The organism is Lacticaseibacillus kribbianus, from assembly GCF_020180945.1.
Lineage (GTDB): Bacteria > Bacillota > Bacilli > Lactobacillales > Lactobacillaceae > Lacticaseibacillus > Lacticaseibacillus kribbianus.
In genome coordinates this window covers 915,477-941,653 of the sequence record NZ_JAIPUL010000001.1, presented here as the reverse complement: position 1 = coordinate 941,653, position 26,177 = coordinate 915,477, and the positions used below count along the sequence as shown (strand labels likewise).

19 protein-coding genes, 1 CRISPR repeat array and 1 riboswitch are annotated in these 26,177 nt (G+C 65.6%); of the genes, 17 read left to right on the top strand and 2 right to left on the bottom strand.

All coding sequences use genetic code 11. The annotated features are described in order from the left end of the window. Positions 1 to 546 precede the first annotated feature (546 nt). From LE416_RS04400 to cas2e, 11 genes are all read left to right on the top strand, one after another. On the top strand, positions 547 to 873 hold the full coding sequence (locus LE416_RS04400) for a PadR family transcriptional regulator (RefSeq protein ID WP_225047838.1): 327 nt from the start codon (positions 547 to 549) through the stop codon (positions 871 to 873). Continuing rightward, complete coding sequence (locus tag LE416_RS04395; protein ID WP_225047271.1) at positions 866 to 1,657, top strand: DUF1129 domain-containing protein; 792 nt, start codon at positions 866 to 868, stop codon at positions 1,655 to 1,657. Before LE416_RS04400 ends, LE416_RS04395 begins: the two co-directional genes overlap by 8 nt. A gap of 206 nt (positions 1,658 to 1,863) precedes the next feature. Continuing rightward, entirely contained in the window at positions 1,864 to 5,046 is a 3,183-nt protein-coding gene (locus tag LE416_RS04390; protein ID WP_225047270.1) for a DEAD/DEAH box helicase, read from the top strand. A 165-nt stretch (positions 5,047 to 5,211) separates the two neighbouring features. Next, a CRISPR array of direct repeats spans positions 5,212 to 5,546; the repeat unit is 30 nt; unit sequence CGTGCTCCCCGCATAGGCGGGGGTGATCCC. A gap of 526 nt (positions 5,547 to 6,072) precedes the next feature. Next, positions 6,073 to 8,850: a CRISPR-associated helicase Cas3' gene (cas3, locus tag LE416_RS04385; protein ID WP_225047269.1), complete on the top strand. Its 2,778-nt coding sequence runs from the start codon at positions 6,073 to 6,075 to the stop codon at positions 8,848 to 8,850. Beyond that, entirely contained in the window at positions 8,831 to 10,531 is a 1,701-nt protein-coding gene (locus tag LE416_RS04380) for a type I-E CRISPR-associated protein Cse1/CasA (RefSeq protein ID WP_225047268.1), read from the top strand. Before cas3 ends, LE416_RS04380 begins: the two co-directional genes overlap by 20 nt. Continuing rightward, the gene (gene casB / locus LE416_RS04375; protein WP_225047267.1) at positions 10,531 to 11,145 is read left to right on the top strand and encodes a type I-E CRISPR-associated protein Cse2/CasB; all 615 of its coding nucleotides are present in this window, start codon (positions 10,531 to 10,533) and stop codon (positions 11,143 to 11,145) included. The genes LE416_RS04380 and casB overlap by 1 nt, the downstream gene beginning before the upstream one ends. A gap of 2 nt (positions 11,146 to 11,147) precedes the next feature. After that, the gene (cas7e, locus tag LE416_RS04370) at positions 11,148 to 12,224 is read left to right on the top strand and encodes a type I-E CRISPR-associated protein Cas7/Cse4/CasC (RefSeq protein ID WP_225047266.1); all 1,077 of its coding nucleotides are present in this window, start codon (positions 11,148 to 11,150) and stop codon (positions 12,222 to 12,224) included. After that, positions 12,205 to 12,909: a type I-E CRISPR-associated protein Cas5/CasD gene (gene cas5e, locus LE416_RS04365; RefSeq protein WP_225047265.1), complete on the top strand. Its 705-nt coding sequence runs from the start codon at positions 12,205 to 12,207 to the stop codon at positions 12,907 to 12,909. The genes cas7e and cas5e overlap by 20 nt, the downstream gene beginning before the upstream one ends. 1 nt (position 12,910) lies before the next feature. Then, positions 12,911 to 13,570 (top strand): type I-E CRISPR-associated protein Cas6/Cse3/CasE, encoded by a 660-nt coding sequence (gene cas6e, locus LE416_RS04360; protein ID WP_225047264.1) that lies wholly within the window; start codon positions 12,911 to 12,913, stop codon positions 13,568 to 13,570. Next, positions 13,567 to 14,520: a type I-E CRISPR-associated endonuclease Cas1e gene (cas1e, locus tag LE416_RS04355; protein ID WP_225047263.1), complete on the top strand. Its 954-nt coding sequence runs from the start codon at positions 13,567 to 13,569 to the stop codon at positions 14,518 to 14,520. The genes cas6e and cas1e overlap by 4 nt, the downstream gene beginning before the upstream one ends. Then, the gene (cas2e, locus tag LE416_RS04350) at positions 14,517 to 15,410 is read left to right on the top strand and encodes a type I-E CRISPR-associated endoribonuclease Cas2e (protein ID WP_225047262.1); all 894 of its coding nucleotides are present in this window, start codon (positions 14,517 to 14,519) and stop codon (positions 15,408 to 15,410) included. Before cas1e ends, cas2e begins: the two co-directional genes overlap by 4 nt. 825 nt (positions 15,411 to 16,235) lie before the next feature. Here the strand turns inward: cas2e and LE416_RS04345 are convergent. Together LE416_RS04345 and LE416_RS04340 are read right to left on the bottom strand one after the other, a co-directional pair. Beyond that, positions 16,236 to 17,162, bottom strand: a complete 927-nt coding sequence (locus LE416_RS04345) for an ADP-ribosylglycohydrolase family protein (RefSeq protein ID WP_225047261.1) — start codon at positions 17,160 to 17,162, stop codon at positions 16,236 to 16,238. Next, positions 17,155 to 17,895 carry a class I SAM-dependent methyltransferase gene (locus LE416_RS04340; protein ID WP_225047260.1) on the bottom strand — a complete coding sequence of 247 codons (741 nt, stop codon included), beginning with the start codon at positions 17,893 to 17,895 and terminating at the stop codon, positions 17,155 to 17,157. The genes LE416_RS04345 and LE416_RS04340 overlap by 8 nt, the downstream gene beginning before the upstream one ends. A 493-nt stretch (positions 17,896 to 18,388) precedes the next feature. Here LE416_RS04340 and LE416_RS04335 point away from each other — a divergent pair, with 493 nt between their 5' ends. The 6 genes from LE416_RS04335 (at position 18,389) to LE416_RS04310 (ending at position 25,987) form a co-directional block, all read left to right on the top strand. Next, complete coding sequence (locus LE416_RS04335; RefSeq protein ID WP_225047259.1) at positions 18,389 to 20,935, top strand: FAD-dependent oxidoreductase; 2,547 nt, start codon at positions 18,389 to 18,391, stop codon at positions 20,933 to 20,935. 14 nt (positions 20,936 to 20,949) lie between these two features. Continuing rightward, a complete protein-coding gene (locus LE416_RS04330) occupies positions 20,950 to 21,189 on the top strand; it encodes a metal-sensitive transcriptional regulator (RefSeq protein ID WP_225047258.1) in 240 nt (79 codons plus the stop codon). Between the two features lie 99 nt (positions 21,190 to 21,288). Further along, positions 21,289 to 21,466: riboswitch (Lysine riboswitch) on the top strand. Between the two features lie 102 nt (positions 21,467 to 21,568). Next, on the top strand, positions 21,569 to 22,864 hold the full coding sequence (gene lysA / locus LE416_RS04325) for a diaminopimelate decarboxylase (RefSeq protein WP_225047257.1): 1,296 nt from the start codon (positions 21,569 to 21,571) through the stop codon (positions 22,862 to 22,864). 3 nt (positions 22,865 to 22,867) lie between these two features. Further along, entirely contained in the window at positions 22,868 to 24,130 is a 1,263-nt protein-coding gene (locus tag LE416_RS04320) for a dicarboxylate/amino acid:cation symporter (RefSeq protein ID WP_225047256.1), read from the top strand. A 254-nt stretch (positions 24,131 to 24,384) separates the two neighbouring features. Further along, positions 24,385 to 25,242 carry a ribosome biogenesis GTPase YlqF gene (gene ylqF, locus LE416_RS04315; RefSeq protein WP_225047255.1) on the top strand — a complete coding sequence of 286 codons (858 nt, stop codon included), beginning with the start codon at positions 24,385 to 24,387 and terminating at the stop codon, positions 25,240 to 25,242. After that, positions 25,220 to 25,987 (top strand): ribonuclease HII, encoded by a 768-nt coding sequence (locus tag LE416_RS04310; protein WP_225047254.1) that lies wholly within the window; start codon positions 25,220 to 25,222, stop codon positions 25,985 to 25,987. The genes ylqF and LE416_RS04310 overlap by 23 nt, the downstream gene beginning before the upstream one ends. The last annotated feature ends 190 nt before the right edge of the window (positions 25,988 to 26,177 follow it).

Below are 26,177 nucleotides of genomic sequence, written 5' to 3'. Positions count from 1 at the left end.
AAAAATTACCGCGGGTACGATGGATTCAGATGAGCATCGGAGTCGTGGGGCGGCAAACGCGTTGCCGGGTCCCCCTGCGGCTCAGGCGAACGATCCGGCGGCAAGCGCCACCAGTAGCCAACTCAGACCAGGCCCCAACCAGGCCATCTTATGCATAGGGTAGTGGAACCCGCCCAGCACCACAGCGGGAAGATGAACAGGGTTACGGATCACCATCCGCGCGTCGCACCACCGGGAGGGCCTACTCACTAGAGGTAGCAGCGGCCCAACTCAGACGCCCGGCGCACGCACCGGCTGCACAGATACCAGCATTGCCCCGGGCGGTTCCGGGAGGTCCTGCAGCAACAGGCAGTGCAGAGCACCACGCGCAGAGCCAACTGAAGCTAATTCAATCGCGCCGAATCCGGTTCGGGGACACCCTGGGCCGGGTTTGGTGCGTCTTTTTGTGCGTTTGGACCAATACTTTGCTTTACAAAGTACGCCCGGGCGCCTATACTTTGCCTTGCAAGGTAAGGAGGGGTGCGCGTGGTCAAGATTTCAAGTCAGATGCTGAAGGGGACGCTCGAAAACGCCATCCTGATGATTATTGGTCAGGGCGAGACGTACGGCTACGCGCTGCTCGAGCAGCTGGCCGACGCCGGGTTCGGCGCGATCCCCGAGGGCACGGTGTACCCGCTGCTGCTGAAGCTGCAGCGCAACGGACTGGTGCACGCGGTGCGCCACGCCTCCGCGACCGGACCGGACCGCAAGTACTACCGGCTGACGCCACAGGGGGCGGCGCAACTCGATGAGTTTTTGCCCCAGTGGCGCCAGCTGCAGACCGCGATGGGCAAGCTGATCGCAAGCAGGGAAAAGGGGAGTCAACATGGGTGAGTTCGAGGCGAATAACCGGCGCGTGCAGGAGCTGCGCGGGCTGAACCGGATGTACGCGGAGACGCTGGTCAACTACCTGCGCGGCCGCTGGACCAAGGACCAGGCGGCCGTCGAGGAGACGCTGGCCGATCTTTTGGCGGACATGATCGAGGCGCAGGCGGCGGGCATCAGTGCCAAGGCGCACTTCGGCGCGGATCCGCAGCCCGCGGCGGACGCGATTCTGCGCGAGCTGCCGCCGGCACCCGGCGCGCAGTGGCTGGTGCGGCTGTGGCCGTTCGGCAACGCGCTAGGCATCCTGCTGCTCGCCGCCACGTTGCTGGACCGCGGCCTGGACGGTGTGTTCGACCCGCGCCAGGCCGTTCAGCTGCTGGTGATGCCGGTGGTGTTCCTAGTGGTGGCGGCGCTGATGCGCGGTCTGGGCTTCAACCGCCTGCGCCGCAGCGCGGTGATCGGGCTGGTAGCCGGCTGTGTGCTGTACCTCGCCGCCATCGCGGCGCTGATTCTGGTGCCGCTGCCGGCTTTGACCTGGAACGCGGTGCGCCTGGCCGCCGTGGGGCTGGCCGCCGTCGCGGTGGTCGCCAACGGCTGGCTGGCCCGCACCCGGCCGGCGCTTGCACTGCCCTGGCTAATCGCGTGGCTGATTGCGGGGCCGCTGAGCTGGTGGCTGCTGGGCCAGGTGCTGCCGGACTGGGTCGGCTTCGCGTTTCTCGCGGTGTTCGCCTTTGGCAGCGTGCTGATTGAGATCCACCAGGTCAACCGGCTGCACGTGTTGGCGGCGCGCTGAGCGGCCTAACGAAATTGGAATGACGACTGAAGCGTGCCGCGGCACGCTTTTTGCGTCTCGGCGAGCGGTGGCAGTGAGTTGCGGGCGCGGCCGGCGTTCCCAAGTCGCGCGCGGTCGGCCCTGGACTCGGTGCGCTGCCGTGCCGGGCCCCGCTGGCGGCCCGTTTTGTGCTAAACTGTTGGAAGATTCAAGTTGGGAGTGGAAGCATGAGTAATCGCGTAATGCCAAGCGGGGTGTGGGCCCGCGGCCGGAAGCTGGCCGCCGAGGGCCACGTGGCGCTGAACGGAATTGAGGGCGAGGACACCCGCGACGAGGCCGCCGTGCTGGCGACGGTCGACGACGGCGCCATTCACGAGGTGACGCTTGGCGTGGACGACTTCTTCGACGACTGCGACTGCGCCGACTTCGCCAAGCTGGGCTACTGCGAACACATCGCGGCGGTCGTGCAGTTCCTGAAGCAGCACGACCGCACCATCGAAGACGCGGTGGCCGGCGGGGCCGCCGACCTGATTGCGACACCGGCCCCGACGAGTGCCACGGCTTCGACGCGGTCCAGCGGCGGTGCCTTCCTCAACGCGCTGGGGCTTGCACCGCACCAGTACTTCACGGGGCTTGAACCGGTGAAGGAAGCCGCCAACCGGCTGGCGCTTGAGGTCACGGTGGAGCTGATGAACCGGCGCACCCGCGACTGGACCCGCGAGCCGCGCATTTTCGTGCGGCTGCGGATCGAGGACGTGGCGGTCGGGCGCTTCAACTTGGTCCAAAACCTGCAGGAGTTCCTGAACCTGTACCGCCAGGGCGGCACGTACTACGTCAACACCAACGCCTTTGAGCTGTCGCCCGCCGCCTTTTCCGCGCCCGAGCAGGCGCTGCTCGGCGAGCTGGCGGCCGCGACGCCGGTGACGGCCGAGATGCTGGACTACGGCAGCAACGCCGCGCGCTACGCGATGCTTGCACCCGGCGCCTTCGCCCGGCTGCAGCCCCTGTTTGCGCAGCTTGCACCGTACCACTACCAGCCCAACCTCGGCGCGGAGCAGGAGTACGACGGCGCCCTCGTCACGCCGCTGGACGCAACGGCCGGGGTGCTGCGCGCCGTCGTCGCCCCGAGCAAAAACGGCTACGAGCTGAGCCTGACGCTGGATTACGCCGCGATGCTGCCGGCGGACCGGATGCTGGCGCGCGGGCGGACGCTTTTCACCATGACGCCAGCGCAGATGCAGACGGTCAACCAGGTGGTGTCTCAGGTGGTCAACCTCGACCCCAACGGCGACCACTGCACGCTGGCTTTCGCCCGCGGCGAAAGCGCCGGGCTGCGCGACTTCCTGAAGCTGCTGGCGCCGATCGCCAAGGTGTCGGCGCCGGCCGCGCTCACCGCCGCGCCGGCCGTGCCGCGCTTTGACCTCGACTACGCCAAGGGCACCGTGCTGCTGGACCTGACGCTCGACGGGGACGCCGCCGACCCGCAGTACGCCGAGGTCGAGCGCCAGGCGCACGACTACCTGCGCGCGCTTGGCTTCACCTACACCAAGGGCCAGTGGCGCAAGCGGTTCAAGGACGGCGAGGCGACCTACCGCTTCTTCGTCACCGAGCTGCCGAACTTGAGGCAAAATGGCACGGTGACCACGACGCCGGCGGTCGACGCCCTGATGCAGGACGGGGCCGCGCTGGCGCCGGCGGTCAGCGTCGCCTCGCGCGACGGGTTGTTGGCAATTAACTTCTCCATGAAAGGGGTGCGGCCCGAGGAGGTCGACGCGATGCTGGCCCAGCTGGACGTCGCTCGTCCATACCTGACGCGGCCCGACGGCGGGGTGGTGATGGTCGACGACTCGCTGAAGGCGACCGTTGCGGCGCTGGCCAAGGTGCGCCAGGCCGCCAAGTGGCAAAACGGCGAGCTCGCCGTGCCCGCCGCCCAGGCGCTGGCCGTCCAGGCGGCGCTCGGCGACAAGGCGGCCTTTGACGCCCACTTCGCCACGCTGGTGCAGGACCTCACGCACCCGGAGGCCTTCGTGCCCGAACCGCCGGAGCACCCGGTGCAGGCGACCCTGCGCCCGTACCAGCAGACCGGCGTCAAGTGGCTGGAGATGCTTTACCACCACGGCTTCGGCGGCATCCTGGCCGATGAGATGGGCCTGGGCAAAACGGTGCAGATGATCAGCTTGATCAACGCCCACACCGAACCCGGCCGCCCGACGCTGGTGGTCGCCCCAGCCTCGCTGCTCTACAACTGGCAGGCGGAGTTCGCCAAGTTCGCCCCGCACCTCGAAGTCGCCGTGGTCGACGGCGACAAGGCCGCGCGGCGCAAGACGATTGAGGCCGAAGCGGCCGACGTGCTGATCGCCAGCTACAACAGCGTGCGCCTGGACATCGCCGAGTACGCGCGGCTGTCGCTTCAGCTTCTGGTGCTCGACGAGGCGCAGTTCGTCAAGAATGCCAGCGCCAAAACAAGCCAGGCGCTGCGCAAGCTGCGGCCGCGCGCGACCTTTGGCCTGTCCGGCACGCCGATCGAAAACCGGCCCGAGGAGCTCTGGGCGCTTTTTGCCCTGATCCTGCCGGGCCTGCTGCCGGGCCTCAAGGCGTTCAAGCAGCTGACCCCGGACGAGGTCGCGGTGCGCGTCAAGCCGTTCATCCTGCGGCGCGAGAAGAAGGCCGTGCTCAAGGACCTGCCGCCGTTGAGCGAGACCAACCTGACCAACGAGATGACCGCGCCGCAAAAGGCGGTCTACCTCGCGCAGCTGCAGCAGATGCAGGTGCAGGTCGCGGGGCTGGGCAACCAGGCGCTGGTTCACAACAAGCTGGCGATTCTGGCCGGGCTGACCCGCCTGCGCCAGCTCTGCGACACCCCGGCGCTGTTCGTGCCCGGCTACACCGGCGGGTCCGGCAAGCTCGAGCAGCTCGCCGAGCTGATCAAGGAGGCCGCGGACTCGGGGCGGCACGTGCTGATTTTCTCCCAGTTCACCCACATGCTCGCGCAGGTCACGACGCTGCTTGAGGACGCGCGGCAGCCGGCCTTCATCCTGACCGGCGACACTCCGGCGGCCAAGCGCCTCGCGATGGTCGATGCGTTCAACCGCGGCGACCGCAACTTCTTTCTGGTCTCGCTCAAGGCCGGTGGGACCGGCCTCAACCTGACCGGCGCCGACATGGTGATCCTGGTCGACCTCTGGTGGAACCCGGCGGTCGAGGACCAGGCCATCGCCCGCGCCCACCGCATCGGTCAGACCCGCAGCGTCGACGTCTACCGCCTGATCACCAAGGGCACCATCGAGGAGCAGATCGTGAAGCTCCAGGAGAAAAAGCGCGACCTGGTCGACCAGATTCTCAGCGGCACGGAGAACAAGGCCAGCCTGACGCCGGAGGAGATTCGGCTGATTCTTGGGGTCGAGGAGTAGCAGCGATAACGGAAATGAGAGGGAGTCGGTTCGCGGAGGCGGGCCGGCTTATTTTGTGTGAATGATGTGAGACAACGAGGAGAGGAACAATGGTGTCGGTTGACGAGTTGATTTAAAATGATACACTTTCAATATGGAAATGCCGGTTTGATGGGATTTGGTTAGTGTGCTCCCCGCATAGGCGGGGGTGATCCCAATACACGGCACGGCCGATCCTGTAAACCCCTGTGCTCCCAGCATAGGCGGGGGTGATCCCGGGCGAGCCTTTGAGGTGATCGCGGCGGGGACGTGCTCCCCGCATAGGCGGGGGTGATCCCGCCCCCGGCGGCTTGGCTTAGCGCCGCGCCCCGTGCTCCCCGCATAGGCGGGGGTGATCCCATATAATAGGGCATAGCATCCGATAGCTACTGGTGCTCCCCGGATAGGCGGGGGTGATCCGTACACACTTGTTCCGGCCACGGCGTCGGCCAGGTGCTCCCAGCATAGGCGGGGGTGATCCTACAAAAATTCAGTTGAATCGCAAACACCAGAGGTGCTCTCCGCATAGACGGGAATGTGCCAATAATAGATTAAGCTTCGTAATTCTCGTAGTGATAGCTCCACATCTACAGCTGTAATTTTCAGAATACACCTCAAGATAACTCGGCATGACAGTGTGTCTCAGATATGCGTGTGCTATGCTTTGATCCGTTTCAAAAAACATTGAAGTCGCCGTATGACGGCTTTTTTTGTAACGATTTCTAGCAGCGCGAGGTTCTGAAAATAATAATTTAGAACAACTTTCACCGTAGCAGTTCTCAGTCAATTGAAGTCGCTACTTCCTCCGGAACTGATTATATATATTCCTCCTCAAACCGGTTAGACTACCGATTCGCTCTATATATAGACAACATCAAATTTTATATCTAAGGCTCTGATTATAATGATATATCGATGGGCGAACACTCATCTAAGAAGCCCACATACTTGCACGCTATTTCATGTGCCGTTATGATAGGCGAATAGAACCCGTGAGGAGGATCTGCGATGACCTTGCAACGTGTGCCATACCAATCCACTGAAAAGGCCTTATGGGCCAAAAAGCGTACCTCGGATGGCCAACAGTATTGGTTACCGCTCCTTGCGCACCTCGAAGACACCGAGCGCGTCATCAACTGGCTGTACCAACACTGGCTTTCCGACGGTCAGCGCGCGGTCCTTGAGGCGAATCTTGGCGAGACCGGGGCCCCACAGCTGGCGAAGTTTCTCGGCTTCACCCACGATCTCGGCAAGGCAACACCCGCGTTTCAGACCAAGCCCTCGTACGATGGGAACCGGTCGCTCGACGGAGAACTGATTGAGCGCTTGATGCGCGCCGGTTTCAGCGGCTTGGATGACCTGACCTTGGTTGCCGCGAATAAGTCGCCGCACGCGCTGGCCGGCGAGGCGCTGCTTGAGGCGGCGGGCGTGCCCGACAGCATCGGCGCCATCGTCGGCGGGCACCACGGCCGGCCCGCGAACCGGGTGCCCTTCAACCAGATTGACGACTACCGCAAGAATTACTGGCAGGCCGAGCACGACCAGGAGATTCAGGAAGTCTGGCAAACCCTTCAGCGCCACCTGATCGACTGCGGCCTGACGCGTGCCGGGTACGGCAGCGTCGCCGACTTGCCAGATGTTGCCCAGCCCCAAGCGGTGCTGCTTGAGGGCCTTTTGATTATGGCGGACTGGCTGGCCTCTAGTGAATGGCTGGGCGAGGACGGTGGGACGCCGCTTTTCCCGCTGATTCCGCTCGCTCAGGGCCTAGACGACATCGAGCTGCAGGCGCGCTTTGAAAACGCGATGGAACACTGGTACCTGGGCGAGGAGTTCCGCCCGGATCCTGTGGTGATGAGCGCCGATCCGTACCGGGCGCGCTGGGGCTTTGCCCCGCGTCCGGTTCAGCAGGCGGTGACGGCCGCCATCGCCGCAACCACGGATCCTGGCCCGGTGATTCTCGAGGCTCCGATGGGGGTGGGCAAAACCGAAACCGCGTTGCTGGCGGCGGAACAGCTGGCGTACCAGTGCGGGCAGACCGGACTGTTTTTTGGCTTGCCCACACAGGCGACGGCCAACGCGATGTTCGACCGGGTGCTGGCCTGGCTGGCGCAGCTACCCGGTAGCGCGGAGGCGGTGCGGTCGCTGGAGCTGCTGCACGGCAAGGCCGCCTTCAACCCGCAGTTTCGCGCGCTGCCCGCCGCGGCCAACGTCGAAGGCTCGGGGGCGGTCGGGGTCAATGAGTGGTTTTCCGGCAAAAAACGTATCCTCGATGCCTACACGGTCGGCACGATTGATAACCTGCTGGTGATGGCCCTGAAGCAAAAGCACCTGGCGCTCAAGCACCTCGGCCTGTCCAAGAAGGTCGTGGTGCTCGACGAGGTGCACGCCTACGATGCATATATGAGCCAGTACCTGTACGAGGCGGTTGAGTGGCTGGGGACGTACCACGTGCCGGTGGTGATTCTCTCGGCCACGCTGCCCAAGGCGCGACGCAACGAACTCTTGGCCAGCTACTACAAGGGCCGCTTCGGAAAGGGCCTTGCGCGCACCGCGGACTTGAGCCAGGTGCCGGCGGATTGGCAGGACACCGCGGCCTACCCGCTGCTGACGCTGCTGGACGGTCGGACCGTCCGCCAGGTCACGGACTTCCCGGGCACGTCCGATCAGGCGGCGCTTGCGGTGCAGGTGCAGCGCCTGGCCGGCTCAGCCGATGCGACGACCGTGGTTCAGCACGTCACGGCGGCGATTGCCGACGGCGGGGTGGCGGGCGTCATCGTCAACACGGTGCGCCGCGCACAGGAGCTGGCGGCCGCGGTGCCGGCCGACGTGCCAGTCGTGGTGCTCCACTCGGCCTTCCTGGCGCCGGATCGCACGCGCCTTGAGACCAAGCTGCAGGCGCTGATCGGCAAAAATGGCGCACGCTCCGAACGGCTGATTGTGATCGGGACCCAGGTGCTAGAGCAGTCGCTGGACATCGATTTCGACGTCATGTACACCGACATCGCGCCGATGGACCTGCTGCTGCAGCGCATCGGCCGCCTTCACCGCCATACCATTCCACGACCCAAGGCGCTGCGAGTGCCGCGGGTGGTGGTGATGGGCATCAACGCGATGGGCGACTACGGTGACCCGAATCAGGCAATCTACGGGGATTACCTGCTGATGCGCACCGACGCGGCATTGGGGGACCAGATTCGGCTGCCGGCCGACATCTCCCCGCTGGTTCAAGGTGTGTACGATTCGACGCAGGACCCGGCGATTTCCGGCCTGGAAGCGGCGCGCGAGGCGTTCGAGGGCGCCAAGGCGCAAGCGGAGGGCAAGGCACAGGCCTTTCGCATCGCGGATCCGCGGCCCCGCCGGACGCTGCACGGCTGGCTGGCGGATTCACAGCAGAGCGTCGACCGCGACGTTCGGCGGGCGGAGGCTGCGGTGCGCGACATCCAAGAAACCCTCGAGGTGATTCTGGTGCGGCGCACCCAGGACGGCGACCAGCTACTGGATGGGCGGCGACTTGCGGACTGCCCGCCGGCGACCATCGCCGCGCAGGTGATCCGGCTGCCGCACGCCGTCACGCTGGATATTCGGGCGGCAATCAGCGCGCTGGAGCAGACGACCATCAAGGCGTTTCCCGACTGGCAGGACAGCAAGTGGCTTCGCGGCGCGCTGGCGCTGGTGCTTGACGAGGCGAACACGGCCACACTCGGTAAGTGGCGGCTGCGCTATGACGCCGCGCTTGGGCTGAGCTACGAGAAGAAGGAGGAAGTCGATGGCACCGCAAGCGTTTAACTTAATCAGCGACCCTTGGATTCAGGTCATCGAAAAAAAGACGGGTACCGTGGCAACCGTCAGCATGGGCGATCTGTTCGCCCACGCGCAGGACTACGCGCGCCTGGCCGGCGACATGGCGGCGCAGGACCTTGCGGTGATGCGCCTGCTCTTGGCGGTGCTGCACACCGTTTACTCGCGGGTGGACGCAGGCGGGCGGCCGTATGACTGGCTGGACTTGGACGACAGCTGGCAGGTCACCGGGTTCGATGACGATGACGAGGCGTGGTCGGACGATCTGCTGGACACTTGGCAGGCGCTGCACGAGCGGGGCGGGTTCACGGCAGCGGTCGGCGAGTACCTTGACCGCCACCGCGAGCGGTTCGACTTCTTCGGCGACACGCCGTTCTACCAGGTCACAGCGGACGAGTACGACGCGCTGGTGCCTAAGAACAAGCGGATTGCGACCGGCGCCGGGACCGTGGCGCTCAAGCAGATCAACCGGCTGATCTCGGAAAGCGGGAACAGCCCCGCGCTTTTTGCCCCCAAGAGCGGGGACGGAAAGAACGTGCTGAGCCTGCCCGAGCTGGTGCGGTGGGTGATCACCTACCAGAACTTCACCGGCGTGACCGATAAGACCAAGATCGAGGCACCGGACAAGTTCTCGACACCGGCCGGCTGGCTGTACCGCCTAGGTCCGGTGTTCGCCCAGGGTAAAGACCTGGTCGAGACGCTGCTGCTCAACTTGGTGCTGACCGATGAGACCGCCTACCACGTCGAGCGACCGGTGTGGGAGTGGCCAAGCGTTGCGGCTTACGTGAAGGATCGCATTCGGCTGGTGCTGCCGGATAACGTCAGCGAGGTGTACACCGCCCTGGCGCGGCTGCTGCACCTCGAGTGGGACGCGTCCGGCAACCCGACCATTTTCACGGCGGGTGTGCCGATGTTTGCCAGCACCAACGCGTTCGTCGAGCCCATGACCACTTGGCGCCGCGACGACAAGGCCCAGGTGGAAAGCTACTATCCGGCGGCGCGGAGCAAGCGGAACCTGGCGTATGCGATGTGGCGTCACTTCGGTGATTATGTGGGCACCGGTTCCGCAACCGGGATGCCCCAGCCCGGCGTGGTGACGTGGCTGGGCAGGCTGCAGGAAAGACGGCTCGTCGCGCGCGACCGGCACCTGACGCTGGCCGCAGTGGCCCTGATCAGCGATGGCAATGCGACCTCACAGGCGCCGGTGGCCGAGATCACCGACGACATGACCCTGGAGGTGGCGGTGTTGTTCGATGCGGATAACCGCAACTTCTGGCCTAGACGGATTGAGGACACGGTGAAGGCGACCCAGCAGATCGTCAAGGATTACGGGAATTTTCTCCGCACTGTGGCCATCATTCGCAACCTCGATGCCAGCAGCTTTGAGCCCAAGTATTCGGCCGATTTTTACGCCCGGCTCAACGGACCGTTCAAGGACTGGCTGGCCGGGCTGCGCAACACCGACGACCGCGACGAGCGCATCGCGGCGTGGTACCAGACGTTGCAGCGGCTGGTGCTGACCACCGCCGACGAGTTCGTGCAGCACGCGACGCCGCGCGATATCCGCGGCATCGAGACGGAGAAAGGCGTGCTGAACATTTTTGTCGCCCGCAATCGGTTGGCCAAGGCGGTGCGGCAGGACCTCGAGTTGAAAAAGGGGGAGAGCTAATGGTTAATCAGACACAACAGGCCGCAACAGGCATGCTGCACGTCCTGGCAGCGGGCGGCACCAGCAGCGGCGCCATCCTGTCCGCGCTGCGCGGGGCCAGCTCGCTGGCCAGCCCACGGGCGCAGGCGGTGTGGCCGCTGATGCTGGGCAGAATGCCCGCAGCGCTTTTGAGCCGCACGGGCGAGCCGACGAGGAGCGAGGTGGCGATTTTCACCGCACTGCGGCTTTACGCGCTGGCGCAGCAGGGTCGAACGACCGGCGGGTACGTGCCGGTCGCGCGCGGTTCTCAAACTGCGGAGACTGAGGCGGCTCCAAGCGGCGTCACGCTGTTCACGGCGCTGCGCAAGGCCAAGGGTACGCTGCCGTCCGCCGAGGCGCTGGACCGGCGCGTTCAGGCGGTGCTCGGCGCGACCAGTTTCGCCGCCGTTCAGGACGGGCTCACGCACCTGGTGACGATTCTCAAGGCCACCAAGGCGATGCCCGCCATCGATTACGCCCAGCTGGCGGGCGACCTCGCCAGCTTCCAGATCAGCTTCGAGCAGGCCAGTCGCGTGCGGCTGCGCTGGGGTCAGGATTACTACCACACGTCAGAAACCATCAAAGGAGCGAACTAACCATGACGCAACCAAATTTGTACGTTGATGTGCACGTCCTGCAGACGGTGCCGTCCTCCAACATCAACCGCGATGACACCGGCGCACCGAAGACGGCGCAGTACGGCGGCGTGACCCGGGCGCGGGTGTCGTCTCAGGCGTGGAAGCACGCGATGCGCGAAGATTTTGCCGACCTGCCGCAGGAGATGCAGGGCAGCCGCACCAAGGACGCCGCGGCGCTTTTGACCGCGGCTATCCAGGCCCGGACCGGTGAGATGAGCCAAGAAGACGCCCAGGCGCTTGCGGATTCGGTGTTCACCGCGGCCGGCGTGAAGCTGGACAAAAACCGACAGACCGGCGCGCTTCTTTTGATCAGCCGCGGTCAGATTGCCAAGCTGGCCGATTACGCCCTGAGCCACGACACGCTGGACAAAAAGGAGCTCAAGGCCGTTTTGAAGGGCGACCAGTCCCTAGATCTCGCGCTGTTCGGCCGCATGGTGGCCGACAACCCCGAGCTCAACGTGGAAGCTTCGGCCCAGGTGGCGCACGCGCTGTCGACTCACGAAATCGTGCCTGAGTTCGACTACTTCACCGCCATGGACGACGAGCAGCCGGAGGACAACGCCGGCGCCGCGATGCTCGGCACCGTCGAGTTCAACTCGGCCACCCTGTACCGCTACGCCAACCTCAACTTCCGCGAGCTGGCCGAAAACCTCGGAACCACGGACGCGACCGAGGGCGCTCTCGACTTTCTGAAGGCCTTCCTGCTGTCGATGCCGACCGGCAAGCAGAACACCTTCGCGAACAAAACACTGCCGAGCTACGTGATGGTCACGCTGCGCGAAGACACCCCGGTCAACCTGGTGTCCGCCTTCGAGACGCCGATCACCACGCGCACCGGCTACGTGGCCAAGTCCGTCGATGCCCTGGAAAAGGCCTACACCGCGGCCGAAGCCTTCGTCGCCGCGCCGCTGGCCACGCTGGTTCTCGCCACGACGGACACGACGGTCGGCGATCGGGTGGCCAACGTCGATGCACTGTTGGCGCGGGTTGCGGACGTGCTCAAGCGGGAGACGCCAGATGAAGACGCTAACGCTTGAGCTGAGGGCGCCGCTGCAGTCCTACGGGGATGAGGCGGCGTTCGCCCGCCGCACCACCTTTGACCACCCGACCAAAAGTGCGGTGGTGGGGATGCTCGGCGCGGCCATGGGCTATGCCCGCACGGATTCGCGCCTGTTGGCCCTGAACCGGCTGCAGTTTGCGGTGCGCGTCGATCAGCCCGGCGTCTTGACCACGGACTACCAGACCGTCGAGTGGAAGGCGGGCACGCGCAAAATCACCTACCGCGACTACCTCCAGGACGCGCGGTTCGTGGTGGCGGTGGGCAGCGACGATTCGGCGCTGATCGACGCGCTGGCGCAGGCGCTGCGTCGGCCGCGGTTCGCCCTGTGCCTGGGGCGCCGGGCGGATCCGCCGGCGGGGCCGCTGGCGATTGAGGTCCACCAAGGCGCCGATCCAGTGGCGGTGCTGCGCACGATGGCTTGGCGGGCGGCGCCGTGGTTCCAGAAGCGCCGGCGCCGCCTCGGCTTCGTCGCCGAGTTGTTCGCCGATGCGGCGCTGGTGCCCGACGGACGCGTGCGGCTCGTGAAGGACCTCGCGACGGCCACCGCGCAGGTTGATCGCCGCTTTACGTTCCGCGGCGAGGCTGTCCTGCGGGTGCCGCTGGCCGAACCTGCCCCCGCAGATACCGCGCACGACGCCCTGGCCGCCATTAAGGAGGAGTGAGATGTTCCTATCACGCGTAGAAATCGACTGGCGGGACCGTCGCCGGCTTCAGCCGCTCACCCACCTCGGCGCGTTCCACGACTGGGTTGAGCAGAGTTTTCCTTCGGCCGTCGCCACCGGCGCGCGCCCGCGCCACCTGTGGCGCCGCGACGTGCTGGGCGGCCGCGAGTACCTGCTGGTGCTGAGCGATGTCCGCCCGGATGAGTCGGCGCTCGAGCGCTACGGCGTACCTGGCAGTGTCCAGGTGAAAAGCTACGACCGCTTCCTGGCGGCCCTGACGCTCGGGCAGCGCCTGCGGTTTCGCCTGACCGCCAACCCGACGCACGCCGTCAAGGAATCTGGCGACCTCAAGGCGCGGGGCAAGGTGTACGCGCACATCGGGCTTCCGAACCAGCTCCAGTGGCTGCTGGACGTGGCGGACCGGGCGGGCTTCGCGCCGGTGGCAGGCGCCACCGGGCCGGCGTTCGACATCGTCAACCGCGACCGGCCGCTGCTGCGGCACAAGGGCGCGCGCGAGGTGCGGCTCCAGCAGGTGACCTACGAGGGGCTGCTTGAGATCACGGACCTCGAGCGGTTCCGCGAGACGCTGACCGGCGGCCTCGGCCGCGAGAAGGCGTACGGCATGGGCCTGATGACCGTGATTCCGGAGGATGCCGAATGACCAACCAAATCGCTGGTGCGAAGAAGGCGGACCTGACCGAGCTCGGTCGGGTACGTGATCGCATCAGCTTTTTGTATCTGGAACACGCCGAGTTGAACCGCCAGGACAGCGCCATCACCGTGACCGATAAGCGCGGCGTCGTGGCCGTGCCGGCGGCGATGATTGCGGTTTTGATGCTGGGACCAGGCGTTGACGTCACGCACCGAGCGATGGAGCTGATCGGCGACTCCGGGGCCAGCGTGGTCTGGGTCGGCGAGCGCGGCGTGCGGCAGTACGCGCACGGCCGGGCGCTGAGCCACAGCGCCGCGCTGCTCGAGGCCCAGGCGCGCCTGGTGTCCAACCAGCGCAGCCGGTTGGCCGTGGCCCGGCGGATGTACCAGATGCGTTTTCCCGACACCGATGTCAGCAAACTCAGCATGCAGGCGCTGCGCGGCAAGGAAGGGGCGCGGGTGCGGCGGGTCTACCGTGAGGCCTCGGACGCCTCCGGGGTGGCGTGGAGCGGGCGCACCTACGACCCGGACGATTTTGCCGCCGGCACGCCGATCAACCAGGCGCTGACCGCCGCCCACGCCGCGCTGTACGGGCTGTGTTACAGCGTGATTGTCGCGCTGGGGGCCTCGCCAGGCCTCGGTTTCGTGCACACCGGCCACGATCTGTCCTTCGTGTACGACTTCGCCGACCTCTACAAGGCGGAGGTCACGATCCCCATCGCCTTTTCCGTGGTCGCGGGGCTGACGGCGGGCGACGACATCGGGCGCAAGACGCGGCTTGCCGTCCGCGACGCCTTCGTCGACGGCAAGCTGATGCTGCGCATGGTCGCCGACCTCAAGGCGCTGCTGGGGCAAAAAGACGGTGAGGGTGAAGACGACGTGGTGAACCTTTGGGATGATAAGCTCGGCCTGCAGAAGTTCGGTGTGTCGTACCGGGAGTTCACGGAGGACCCGTCATGATTGTGGTCACGCTCTCCAAGGTGCCGCCTTCGCTGCGCGGCGCGCTGACCCGTTGGTACCAGGAGGTTCAGACCGGCGTGTACGTCGGCAGCGTCAGCGCGCGCGTGCGCGATCAGCTGTGGGCGCGCATCACGCGCGACATCGGCAGCGGCGAGGCGACCATGGTGTACAGCGCCCGCAACGAGCTCGGGTACGCCTTCGTCACCACCCGGCACGATCACCAGGTGGTCGACTTCGATGGCATCCCGCTGATGCTGCGAACGCAGGCCAGGGTGGCCGCCGTCAAGCCGGGATTCAGCGATGCGGCGCATTTTCACCAAGCCAAGCAGGCCGTCAAAAAGCGCCGGGCGATCGCGGCGGTCGTGCCACCGACGCCCGAGATGGTGGCACTCGACCTGGAAACCAGCGGTCTGACGCCGGGCGCGGCGCAGATCATCGCTATCGGCGCCGCGCGGGTGAGTGAGGGAGCAACCGTGGCCCACTTCTCGCGTTTGATTGCGGCGGGCGTTGCACTGCCCGCTGCGATTTGCGACCTGACCGGCCTCACGGAGGCGCGGCTCGCCACTGAGGGGGTACCGCTGGGAGAAGCGCTAACAGCATTGCGCGAATTCGTCGGCGACAGAACGATTGTCGGCTACAATCTGCCGTTCGACGACAAGTTCCTAGCTGCGGCATTGCGCGCGGTTGGGACCGAGCCGCTGGCGAATCCGCGTGTCGACCTGGTGCCGGTGGTCAAGCGCGCACAGAAATTTCTCGACAACTACCAGCTGGCAACGGTGCTGGAAAAGTACGGCATCATCAATGACCGCCCGCACGATGCGCTGGCGGATGCCGAGGCCACGCTGGCGCTGGCGCAGCGGCTGGTGGCGGACGGGCGGCTGAAGCTTTAGGTGGCTTCAAACGTGACAGTCTGGTGGTTCGGGTAGATAATGGGGGACGGCCAGGATATGCGGTCACGTCACTTGCTGCGTCGTGGAAGCGGGAAGAGTATGGTGATTCTCAGTTGAGTTGATGACTGGAATTAAGCTCAATCTTTGGCAAAGCTTCTGGATTAAGGTTTGCTTAGTGTGCTCCCCGCGCATGCGGGGGTGATCCCCCTCTTCATCCGCTCAGGGCTGATCACGACGAGTGCTCCCCGCGCATGCGGGGGTGATCCCACCGGCTTTAGTGTGAGCGACCCCACCAACAAGTGCTCCCCGCGCATGCGGGGGTGATCCTACTGGTGTACAGATCGTAATCCCTTTTGCTTAGTGCTCCCCGGCATGCGGGGGTGATCCCATCAAGTGCTTCACCGGAAAAGAAGGCGCGATGTGCTCCCCGCGCATGCGGGGGTGATCCTCCCCGTGTTACCGCACAGGGGCAGACGACGAAGTGTTCCCGCGTATGTGGGGGGAGACCCGCGACCAGCGTGCTCCCGCAATTTGGCCCGAGCTACTCGTTGGGTGCGGGCAAGTCTAGTCTCAGCTTTGGCCATTCATTTGTTCCCCGCATCCGCGGGGGTGCTCCCGGGAATTACAACGCGTTGTGGAGCTATATTATTTTGTTCCCCGCATAGGCGGGGGAGATTCCCCGGAAGCCGCTTGCATAGATAGCCTGAACGACTATGCCTTTGCGCTTCGCGGGGGTGAGCGGCAGCCGTGTCGCCATTCGGCCGAGACAGCAACGAACCCGATGACAAAAAGTCATCGGGTTCGTTTGCGTCCAATGGTTTTGCTTCACGCCTCGCCGTACTTCCGCGCGAAGTCGGCAATGATTGCGTTGCTCTGCTCGGTCCGCACCAGCGCCTTCCGCCACGCCGCCGGCACATCGCCATCCAGGTGCCCCGCCTGGTACAGGCAGGCGGCAATCTGGGCGACGGTGTCGGTGTCCTCACCGAGGTTGGCGGCGGTCAGAATCACGCCTTCAATCGAGCACCCGTTCGCCGCGCACCACACGGCGGCCTCCAGCGTGTCGATCACGTAGCCACTGCTGCGGATCTCGGCGCGGGGGGTCTGGGCAAAATTCGCCTGCAGCAGCCGGGCGAAGTGGCGGTGCTCGCCTGTGGTCGCCGGCTCGAGCGCCACGCGCTGCCAGGCCGTCGCCAGGGCCGCATCAAGCGGCTGGCCGGCGAGTTCCTCGCGCAGTGTTTCGACGTACAGCCAGCTGGCCAGAATCGAGCGGGCGTGGCCGTGCGTCAGCGTCGTGGTCGTCTTGATGCGGTCGCGGCGCACCGGCCACGGTTCGTCGGCCAGCGCAAAGGCCAGCGGGGCGATGCGCATCAACGCCCCGTTGCCGTTGGCCTGGGGCGCGCGGTCGCCGGCCTGCGTGGCGGGAACGTGGCGGTCTGTGAAGTTCTCAATCGCCTTGCGCGTCCCGATCCCGATGTCAAAGAGGCGGCCGAACGGTGTGTAGTCGCCCTTAGTGTACGCGGCGAAGCGCTGCATCAGCGCGGTGTCATCCCCGTCGGCCACGAGGTTTTCGGCCAGCGCCAGGGTGAGGGAGCTGTCGTCCGACCAAGTGCCGACGGGCTGGTTGTAGGTGCCGTGCCCGAGCATGCGGTCGACGTGGTAGGTGTCGCGCGCCTTGAATTCGACGGGCACGCCCAGCGCGTCGGCGATCAGGCCGACGGTGAGAAAACGGTCAATCTGGTTTTGGCTAGGCATGTGGGCCTCCTACTGCGGGCTTGTCCCCGCGCACAATCAACATCATCGGCGCGCGCGTCCACGGGGCGCGGTCCGCACGGTCCGCCGCGCTGCCCTGCGGCTCCACCAGCGCCTCAAGCGTCAGGCCGGCGCCAAGCACCGCGGAGACGATGGTCTGCAGGGTGTGGTGGTACTTGGGCACCGGCTGGCCGAGGAAGGTGGTGGTGCGCAGGCCCTCGTCGAAGTAGCGGTCGACCGGCCAGACCGGCTCGCCCGCCTTGGTCTCGACCCACTGCTCGTGGCCCTCGGCGGTGAAAAGCGGGTGCTCGATGGTGAACAGCAGGGTGCCGCCGGGTGCAAGCATCGTTCCGATGCGCGCGAATAGGCCGGTGAGGTCCTGCACATAGTGGAAGGCCAGCGAGCTGATCACCACGTCGAAGCTCGCGGCTGGGCGGTCAAAGGTCGCGAGGTCGCCGCGCGCGTAGCGGATGCGCGAGTCGTTGGTGCGGCGTGCGGCCTCATCCAGCATTCGCTGGGAGTTGTCGATGCCGAGGACCGAGGCGGCGCCGTGCTCGACGGCGTAGCGGCAGTGCCAGCCGTAGCCGCAGCCCAGATCCAGCACCCGCTTGCCGGTGAGGGCCGGCAGCAGCGGCTGAAAGTCGGGCCACTCGCCGGCGCCGGCCAGGCCTTCTTGGCTGCGCGTCATTTTCGCGTAGGCCGCGAAGAATTCGGGATTGTCGTAAGTGTTGGTCATGATTGCCTCCTTGCGTTGCATGCATACTGACTCAGCATAGCATCCGCGGGATGGGATTGGAAGCGCTTGTGCGCAGTTCCCGGGCGGGGTGGGGGAGACCGCCGCGGGCTGTTGAATCAGTGGGTGGGGGCGACGAAGGACAGTTGAACGATAAATAACGGGAAATTGTTATTTAATCAAGCAGTCTTAACCAGCATGAATATTTATTCATGCGGATCTAGGCCTCATACGCGTCGGGCACCGCTTGAGGCCCGGATGCGTGTCAGCGACCGTGCTTGTGCAGCGAAACACGTTTAGATGGTAATCGTTCCGCAACAATATACTGGCGTCGGAACGAGGCGAGCGCCGAACTATAGGCGGTTTATCTGTGTTGTCCTCTCGTTGCCTGCAATCCAATCTGAAATTTCGCCCGAATTTGTTCAACACTGCACTAGCGCTGGAATACCCCCGTGGGGTATACTGAAAGCGAAATCATTACGAGGGAGTGTTCAGCATGGGAAAGCACTATGTCATTATCGGTGGGGTCGCGGGCGGCGCGTCGACCGCCACGCGGCTGCGGCGGCTGGATGAGTCAGCTGAAATCACGATTTACGAGGCGGGACCGTACGTGTCGTTCGCCAACTGCGGGCTGCCGTATTACGTCGGTGGCGTCATCGCCGACCGCGAGGCGCTTTTAGTCAGCTCGGTTGCGGCGCTGAAGCAGGACTTCAACCTCGACGTCCACGTGAATCACCGGGTGACCGCCATCGATCCTGCGGCCCAGACGGTGACGGTGCAGGCGCCGACGGGTGTGTTGACCACTCACTACGATGAGCTGATCTTTTCCACCGGCGCGCGGCCGCTGGTACCGTCGTTCCCGGGCCTGGACGACGCGGACAACTGCTTCACCGTGCGCACGGTGCCGGACGTCGACGCCATCACCGCCTACCTGGCCAGTCATCCGGCCAAGCACGCGACGGTGGTCGGCGGCGGCTTCATCGGCCTGGAGATGGTCGAAAACCTCGCGCACCGCGGCTTGGCCGTCACGCTTGTCGAGGCGGCGCCGCAGGTTCTGCCGCCGCTGGACTGGGAAATGGTGCAGGCCGTGCACGAACACCTACGCGACAATGGCGTCGACCTGCGCCTGAACACGAAGGTGACCGGGTTTGGCGCCAACGGCCACGAGGTCAACGTGGCCGGCGGCGAGGTGATCGCGACGGACCTGGTGGTGCTGGCCATCGGCATCCGGCCCAACAGCGAGCTGGCGCAGGCCGCGGGCGTCGCCACCGACGCGCGCGGGTTCATCACGGTTTCGCCGCAATTTGAGACCAGCGTGCCGCACATTTTTGCCGTCGGCGACGTCATCAGCGTCACCGACGCCGTCACCGGGGAGAAGCGCTCGGTCGCGCTGGCCGGCCCGGCCAACCGCCAGGGCCGCTACCTGGCCGACAGCCTGTGCGGCATCGCTCGCACCAACCCGGCCGTGCTGGGCTCGTCCGTTGCCAAGGTCTTCGCGCTGACCGCCGCGAGCACCGGCGCCAACGAGCGCCAGCTGCAGGCCGCGGGGCAGGCCTACCAGGTGATTCACCTGCACCCGAGCTCAAGCGCCGGCTACTACCCCGGCGCGGCGCCGTTGAGCCTGAAGGTGCTGTATGCGCCGGACGGCCGCATCCTCGGCGCCCAGGCGGTCGGCACCACCAAGGTCGCGCAGCGCATCGACGTGATCGCCACGGCCGCGCGCCTGGGCGCTAAGGTCGCGGACCTCGCCGACGTCGAAGTCTGCTACGCGCCGCCTTACGCCTCGGCCAAGGATCCGGTCAACTTCGCCGGCTACATCGCCGACGACCTGCAGCGTGGGCTGGTCAAAACCATCCAGTGGTCGCAGGTCGATGCGCTGCTGGCGGCGGGCGCCCACTTCCTTGACGTGCGCGAGGACGACGAACTCTTGGCCGAACCGGCGCTGCCCGGCGCCATCCACATTCCGCGCAGCCAGCTGCGCCAGCGCCTGGCCGAGCTGCCGCAGGACGCGCCGCTTTACGTCTACTGCGCGGTCGGCCTGCGCGGCTACAACGTCTGCCGCCTGCTGAGCCAAAACGGTTTTGAGACCTTCAACCTCGACGGCGGCCTGAAGACCTACCGCACGGCCAAGGCCAGCCCGCTGGCGCCGCCGTTGACCGCGGCACCGGTGGCGGTTGAGGCGCAGCAGGCGGGTGACCGCCCGGCAACTGCGGCGGCGACCGCGGCTCAGTCGGCCGGGAGTCGCCCGACCGCGCAGCAAGCCGGCGCTCAGCCCACGACGGCTCAGCCGGCCCAGGCGCTGACGCTCGACGCCTGCGGGCTGCAGTGCCCCGGGCCGATTGTGAAGGTCCGCGCCAAGATGGCCACCATGCAAGACGGCGACCGGCTGACGGTCACGGCCTCGGACTTCGGCTTCCACAAGGACATCGCCGCGTGGGCGCTGGCCACCGGCAACACCGTGGTGACCAACGCGATCCAGGGCGACAAGGTGGTTGCGACTCTGCAGAAGGGCACCGCAGCCGCAGCGCCAACCACCGCGCCGGACGCGGCCGCATCCCCGGCCGTGACCCACACTGCCGAGGGGACGACCATCGTGGTTTTCGACGGCGACTTCGACAAGGCCATTGCGAGCCTGATCATCGCCCAGGGCGCCGCGACGATGGGGCAGCCCGTCACCATGTTTTTCACCTTCTGGGGCCTCAGTGTGATCAAGAAGCCGGGCGTCAAGCTGCGCAAGACCGGCCTGGCCAAGGCCTTCGACATTGCGCTGCCCGCAAGCGCCACGAAGCTGCCGCTGTCGAAGATGAATTTTCTCGGCGCCGGCCGCAAGATGATCAAGCATCTGATGCGCACCAACAACGTCGACCAGCTCGAAGTGATGCTGGCCAAGGCGCAGGCCGCCGGGGTCAAAATGGTCGCGTGCACGATGAGCATGGGGCTGATGGGCGTCGAGGCCGGCGAGCTGATTGACGGCGTGGAGCTCGGCGGCGTCGCCACGTACCTCGGTGACGCGCGCAACCGCAGCACCAACCTGTTCATCTGAGAAAGGAGAACGCAATGGCTTGTGATCCAAAACTGCTCAACCGCCTCAAGCGCGCCGAGGGCCAGCTGCGCGGCATCCAGACCATGATGCAGGAGGGCCGCGACTGCACGGCCATCATCACGCAGCTCGCCGCGGTGTCGGCCAGCATCAAGAGCATCATGAGCGTGATGGTCGCCACGGACATTCAGCGCGAGCTCGGCACGGCGATGACGCCGGAGCTCGAGCAGGTGATGGCGCTGATCAAGAAATTGTAGGGAATTCGGGGGTGTGCTGGGCGGCGCGCCCCTGTTTTAGCCCGCGCGCTCGAAAAATTAGAAAACAATTGACAATGACTAACATATCAATTAGAGTTGCTTACTGATAGAGGTTGCGACCAACAAGAGTAACGGTGCCGAGTAGCTCACACTACCACGACGCACCGCGAAAGGGGCGGTCGCCGAAACTTCCCGCGCGGGTGTTGCGTGAGGGGAGTTGGGCCAGGCGCGAACAACGGCTGGACTGTCGTCAAATAGACGGGGCGCTATTCAAGCATTGATCCGACTGGGGTCATTTTGTTTGGCAATCGTCAAACAAAATGGCCCCATTTGTTTGGTTTCAAGCGAATCAACCCCCACCACTCAGGAGGGTATTTTCATGACAATCACCACCAACGCACAGGGCCACTTGACCATCGGCGGGGCAGACGCCCTTGACTTGGCACAGCAGTTCCAAACGCCGCTTTACGTGTACGATGTTGCGCAGATCCGCAGCCAGATTCGCAGCTTCCGCGCGGTTTTTGAGGCCGAGCACGTCGACTATGCGGTGAGCTACGCCAGCAAGGCCTTCGCCACCGTCGCCATGTACCAGGTCGCAGCCCAGGAAGGCGCCCACATCGACGTCGTCTCCGGCGGCGAGCTGTACACTGCCATTCAGGCCGATTTTCCCATGGCCGACGTCGCCTTTCACGGCAACAACAAGTCGCAGGCGGAGCTTGAGATGGCCCTGGCGCATCACGTCGGGACCATCATCGTCGACAACTTTGAAGAAATCGACTTGCTGAAGCAGCTGCTGGCCGCAACGCCGAGCCGCCGGCAGGACGTGCTGCTGCGGGTGGCACCGGGCATCAGCGCCCACACCCACGCCTACGATCAGACGGGGCAGGTCGACAGCAAGTTCGGCTTCGACCTGGCGTCCGGGCAGGCCATCGCGGCGGCCAAGGCCATCCTGGCCGCACCGCAGCTCAACCTGCTCGGGATTCACGCCCACATCGGCAGCCAGATTTTCGAGGTCGCGGGCTTCGTCGGGGCCACGGAAAAACTGCTGGCGACGCTGTGCGACTGGCACGAGCAGCTCGGCTTCACGCCGCAGGTGATCAACGTCGGCGGCGGCTTCGGCATTCGCTACACCGAAGGCGACGATCCGCTGCCGGCCGCGGAGTTCGTCCGCGCCATCGTTCAGGCGGCCAAGGGCGCCACGCTGCCGTTTGCGCTTCCGGCCATCTGGATTGAGCCCGGCCGCTCCATCGTCGGCGAGGCGGGCTATCAGCTCTACTCGGTCGGCAGTCGCAAGGCGGTGCCCGGCCTGCGCCCCTACGTCGCCGTTGACGGCGGCATGGGCGACAACATTCGCCCGGCGCTGTACCAGGCGGACTATGCCGCGGTCAAGGCGGCCACGCCGCTGGCTCCCGCGGTTGAAACCGTGCACCTGGTGGGGAAGTACTGCGAATCCGGTGACATCCTGATCGACGCGGCCCCGCTGCCGGCGACGGCGCCGGGAGATGTGATCGCCGTGCTGGCCACGGGGGCGTACGGCTACACGATGGCGTCCAACTACAACCGCAACCCGCGCCCGGCGGTGGTGTTCGTTGAGAACGGCCAGGCTAAGCTCGTGGTCCGCCGCGAATCCTACGCCTACCTGACGCAAAACGACCTGAGTTACAGCGAGGATTAGGCCATGACAAAGCTTTGGCAGCATTACAAAGACACGTTCCTGCTCCTCGGCGGGGTGATCATCGGCGGCATCATCGGCGCCGTGGTCGGCCCAAAAGCCACCGTCCTGCAACCCTTCGGCGAGCTGTTTTTGAACCTGATGTACATGATCTTGATCCCGCTGATTTTCTTCTCGATCACCAGCGCGGTGGGGGCGATGGGCAACCGGGCGCGGCTGGGCAAAATCCTGGGCGCGACCGTCCTGGTTTTCCTCGGCACCGCGGCCGTTGCCACCCTGATCGGGTACTTCGGCGTGCGGCTGTTCCCGCTGATCCAGTCCGGCGACGTGGCCGGGCTCAAGGCGACCATGGGGCACGTTCAAGCCGAACAGTCCGACATCCCCGTGCTCCAGCGGCTGGTGGAGCTCTTCACCGTCGACGACTTCGCCAAGCTTCTGTCCAAGTCGAACATGATGGCGATGATCGTCTTCTCGCTTTTCGTCGGGATCGCCACCTCTGCCAGCGGCGCGCGCGGTGAGGCCTTCCGGGCGTTCCTGCAGTCCGGCAACGCGGTCGCACTCAAGGTGGTCAGCTACATCATGAAGTACGCGCCGATCGGGCTGGCCTGCTACTTTGCCGGCGTCGTCGGCAGCCTGGGCAGCCAAATCGTCGGCGGGTACCTCCGCGCCTTCGTGCTCTACCTGGTCCTGGCCGCGCTGTACTTCTTCGTCGTCCTGACCGCCTACGCCGCCATCGCCGGCGGCCGGGCGGGGATGCACAACTACTGGCGGCACGTCAGCGTCCCGGCCATCACCGCGATTGCGACCAGCTCGTCGGCCGCCTCGATTCCGGCGAACCTGACCGCGGCCAAGGCGATGGGCATCCCCGATGACATCGTGGACACGGTGATTCCGCTGGGGGCCAACATTCACAAGGATGGCTCGGCCATCGGCGGCGTGTTCAAGGTCGCCTTCCTGTTCCTGCTGTTCGGCCGTGACATCACGACGCCGATGAACATGCTCCTGATCATCGCCGGCGGCTTCTTCGTCGGGGCGGTGATGGGCGCCGTGCCGGTCGGGGGCATGATTGCCGAAACGCTGATTGTGACCATGTTCGGCTTCCCAACCAACGCGATTCCGCTGATCCTGGTGATCTCGACCATCATCGACGTGCCGGCCACGCTCCTGAACTCGACCGGCAACCTCGCCAGCTCGATGATCGTGGCGCGCCTGGTCGAGGGCCGGCACCCGCAAGCCGGCGCGCCTGGGCCCACGTCAACCAAAGACTAGCGCCGGCGCAAGAAAGCCGTCCATCCTGTGATGGGCGGCTTTTTTCATGGCCCTGCAGTGGCTCGGCTGCTTGAGGTGGTGGCATCCGACCGTGCGCTACGTTATAATGAGAGCATGCTCAGCGCCGGGATTCGGCGCTGTTTTCATGAGCGGCGGCAGACCATCGCTGCGAGGTGCGGTGACAAGGGTGCACCCAAGTGGACCAATCGAACGGACGAATGGGCCTTGTCGCCAACGAACGAAAGGAAATTCTTATGCCAAACATTAACTGGTTCCCAGGCCACATGGCGAAGGCCCGCAACCAAGTCCAAGAAAAACTCAAGCAGGTCGACCTGGTGCTCGAGATCGTCGACGCCCGGATTCCCGAGGCCAGCCGCAACCCGATGATGAACCAGATCGTCGGCCAAAAGCCGCGGATCATGGTGCTCAACAAGCAGGACCTCGCCGACCCGCAGGCCACCGCCCGCTGGCTGCGCTACTACCAAGACCAGGGCTTTGCGGCCCTGGCCATCGATGCGCAGCACGCCAAGCGCCTCAACCAGATCTCGGCCCTGGCCCGCAAGCTGATGGCCGCCAAGCTGGAGAAGCAAAAGGCGCGCGGCATCCGCAACCCGAGCCTGCGCGCGATGTGCATCGGCATCCCCAACGTTGGCAAGTCGACGGTGCTCAACCGTCTCGTGAAAAAAAACATCGCGGTGGTCGGCAACCGCCCCGGCGTCACGAAGAACCAGCAGTGGCTCAAGGTCGACGACAGCCTGGCGCTTTTGGACACCCCGGGCATCCTGTGGCCGAAGTTCGACGACCAGCTGATCGGCCAAAAACTGGCGCTGACTGGTGCCATCGCCGACTCCGTGTTCCAGGAGGACACGGTGGGGCTGTACGGGCTGGACTTCTTTCAGACCCACTACCCGCAGGCCCTGCGGCGCGCCTACCAGCTGACCGCAGACGACATGGCGCTTTCGGCGCCGGACCTGATGGTGGTATTGGCCAAGAAGCTGGGCTTTGGCGACAACTACAACCGCGCGGCCGAGCGCGTGATCTTCGACGCGCGCCAGGGCAAGTTCGGGCCGTTCACCCTGGAGGTGCCGGATGACGACGCTGAAGGCTTATAAGGAACTGCTGGCGACGCCAGACGTCGACCTGGCGGTGCTTGAGGCGCTTGCCGCCGACCCGCGCGCCGGGGCGCAGGCGCTGCTTGCGCAGTACCACCGGCGCGAGGCCAAGGCGGAAGCGGCGGCGCAGGCCCTGGCTGAGCGCAGCCGCTTTGAGCGCGAGCTGTGGCCGCGCTACCCGCACATCGCCGGTATCGACGAGGTCGGGCGGGGGCCGTTGGCCGGGCCGGTGGTGACCGCCGCCGTGATCCTGCCGCACGATTTTGCCCTGCCCGTCAACGACTCCAAGCAGCTGACCGCCCACGAGCGCACGCAGCTGTTCCCGCAGATCATCTCGCAGGCCGTCGCCGTCAGCCTGGGGGTCGCCGACGCCCCGATGATCGACCGGGAAAACATCTACCACGCCACCGAGCTGATCATGGGCCAGGCCGCGGCCAGGCTGCGCGTGCGCCCGGACTTCCTGCTGGTCGACGCGATGACCGTGCCCGGCGGCTGGCCGCAGCGCAAGCTGATCAAGGGGGACGCCAACTCCATCAGCATCGCCGCCGCAAGCATCGTCGCCAAGGTGGTGCGCGACCGGTTGATGGCCACGTACGACGCGGTCTACCCGGGCTACGACCTCGCGTCCAACGAGGGCTACGGCACGGCCAAGCACCTCCAAGGCCTCCGCGCGCTGGGCGTGACGCCGATCCACCGCCGCAGCTTCTCGCCGGTGCGAGACGCCGTGGCCCGCACGGGGCGCTGAGCGCGGGGTGTCGCGGCCTGCGGTGACCGGGTCGCCGGGCCACCACTTGCGCCGCGTTGTGCGCGCCGGTCGCCCACCCACCGTATCGCCTGCCGGCCACCGATCGGTCCGGCCCGCCAGAATTTTGCCAAAGCCGCCTGCCTCGGGCGGCTTTTTGGCGTCCAACCGCGTAATCTGCTCCAAAAGGGAG

Excerpts from the sequence above, each read along its gene's own strand:
- LE416_RS04330 (WP_225047258.1), top strand. The coding sequence starts at position 20,950 with ATGGCTTGTGATCCAAAACTGCTCAACCGCCTCAAGCGCGCCGAGGGC.
- LE416_RS04345 (WP_225047261.1), bottom strand. The coding sequence starts at position 17,162 with ATGCCTAGCCAAAACCAGATTGACCGTTTTCTCACCGTCGGCCTGATC.
- LE416_RS04400 (WP_225047838.1), top strand. The coding sequence starts at position 547 with ATGCTGAAGGGGACGCTCGAAAACGCCATCCTGATGATTATTGGTCAG.
- cas3 (WP_225047269.1), top strand. The coding sequence starts at position 6,073 with ATGACCTTGCAACGTGTGCCATACCAATCCACTGAAAAGGCCTTATGG.
- LE416_RS04390 (WP_225047270.1), top strand. The coding sequence starts at position 1,864 with ATGAGTAATCGCGTAATGCCAAGCGGGGTGTGGGCCCGCGGCCGGAAG.
- cas5e (WP_225047265.1), top strand. The coding sequence starts at position 12,205 with ATGAAGACGCTAACGCTTGAGCTGAGGGCGCCGCTGCAGTCCTACGGG.
- casB (WP_225047267.1), top strand. The coding sequence starts at position 10,531 with ATGGTTAATCAGACACAACAGGCCGCAACAGGCATGCTGCACGTCCTG.
- cas7e (WP_225047266.1), top strand. The coding sequence starts at position 11,148 with ATGACGCAACCAAATTTGTACGTTGATGTGCACGTCCTGCAGACGGTG.
- cas6e (WP_225047264.1), top strand. The coding sequence starts at position 12,911 with ATGTTCCTATCACGCGTAGAAATCGACTGGCGGGACCGTCGCCGGCTT.
- LE416_RS04340 (WP_225047260.1), bottom strand. The coding sequence starts at position 17,895 with ATGACCAACACTTACGACAATCCCGAATTCTTCGCGGCCTACGCGAAA.
- cas2e (WP_225047262.1), top strand. The coding sequence starts at position 14,517 with ATGATTGTGGTCACGCTCTCCAAGGTGCCGCCTTCGCTGCGCGGCGCG.
- cas1e (WP_225047263.1), top strand. The coding sequence starts at position 13,567 with ATGACCAACCAAATCGCTGGTGCGAAGAAGGCGGACCTGACCGAGCTC.
- LE416_RS04310 (WP_225047254.1), top strand. The coding sequence starts at position 25,220 with ATGACGACGCTGAAGGCTTATAAGGAACTGCTGGCGACGCCAGACGTC.
- LE416_RS04335 (WP_225047259.1), top strand. The coding sequence starts at position 18,389 with ATGGGAAAGCACTATGTCATTATCGGTGGGGTCGCGGGCGGCGCGTCG.
- LE416_RS04380 (WP_225047268.1), top strand. The coding sequence starts at position 8,831 with ATGGCACCGCAAGCGTTTAACTTAATCAGCGACCCTTGGATTCAGGTC.
- ylqF (WP_225047255.1), top strand. The coding sequence starts at position 24,385 with ATGCCAAACATTAACTGGTTCCCAGGCCACATGGCGAAGGCCCGCAAC.
- LE416_RS04320 (WP_225047256.1), top strand. The coding sequence starts at position 22,868 with ATGACAAAGCTTTGGCAGCATTACAAAGACACGTTCCTGCTCCTCGGC.
- LE416_RS04395 (WP_225047271.1), top strand. The coding sequence starts at position 866 with ATGGGTGAGTTCGAGGCGAATAACCGGCGCGTGCAGGAGCTGCGCGGG.
- lysA (WP_225047257.1), top strand. The coding sequence starts at position 21,569 with ATGACAATCACCACCAACGCACAGGGCCACTTGACCATCGGCGGGGCA.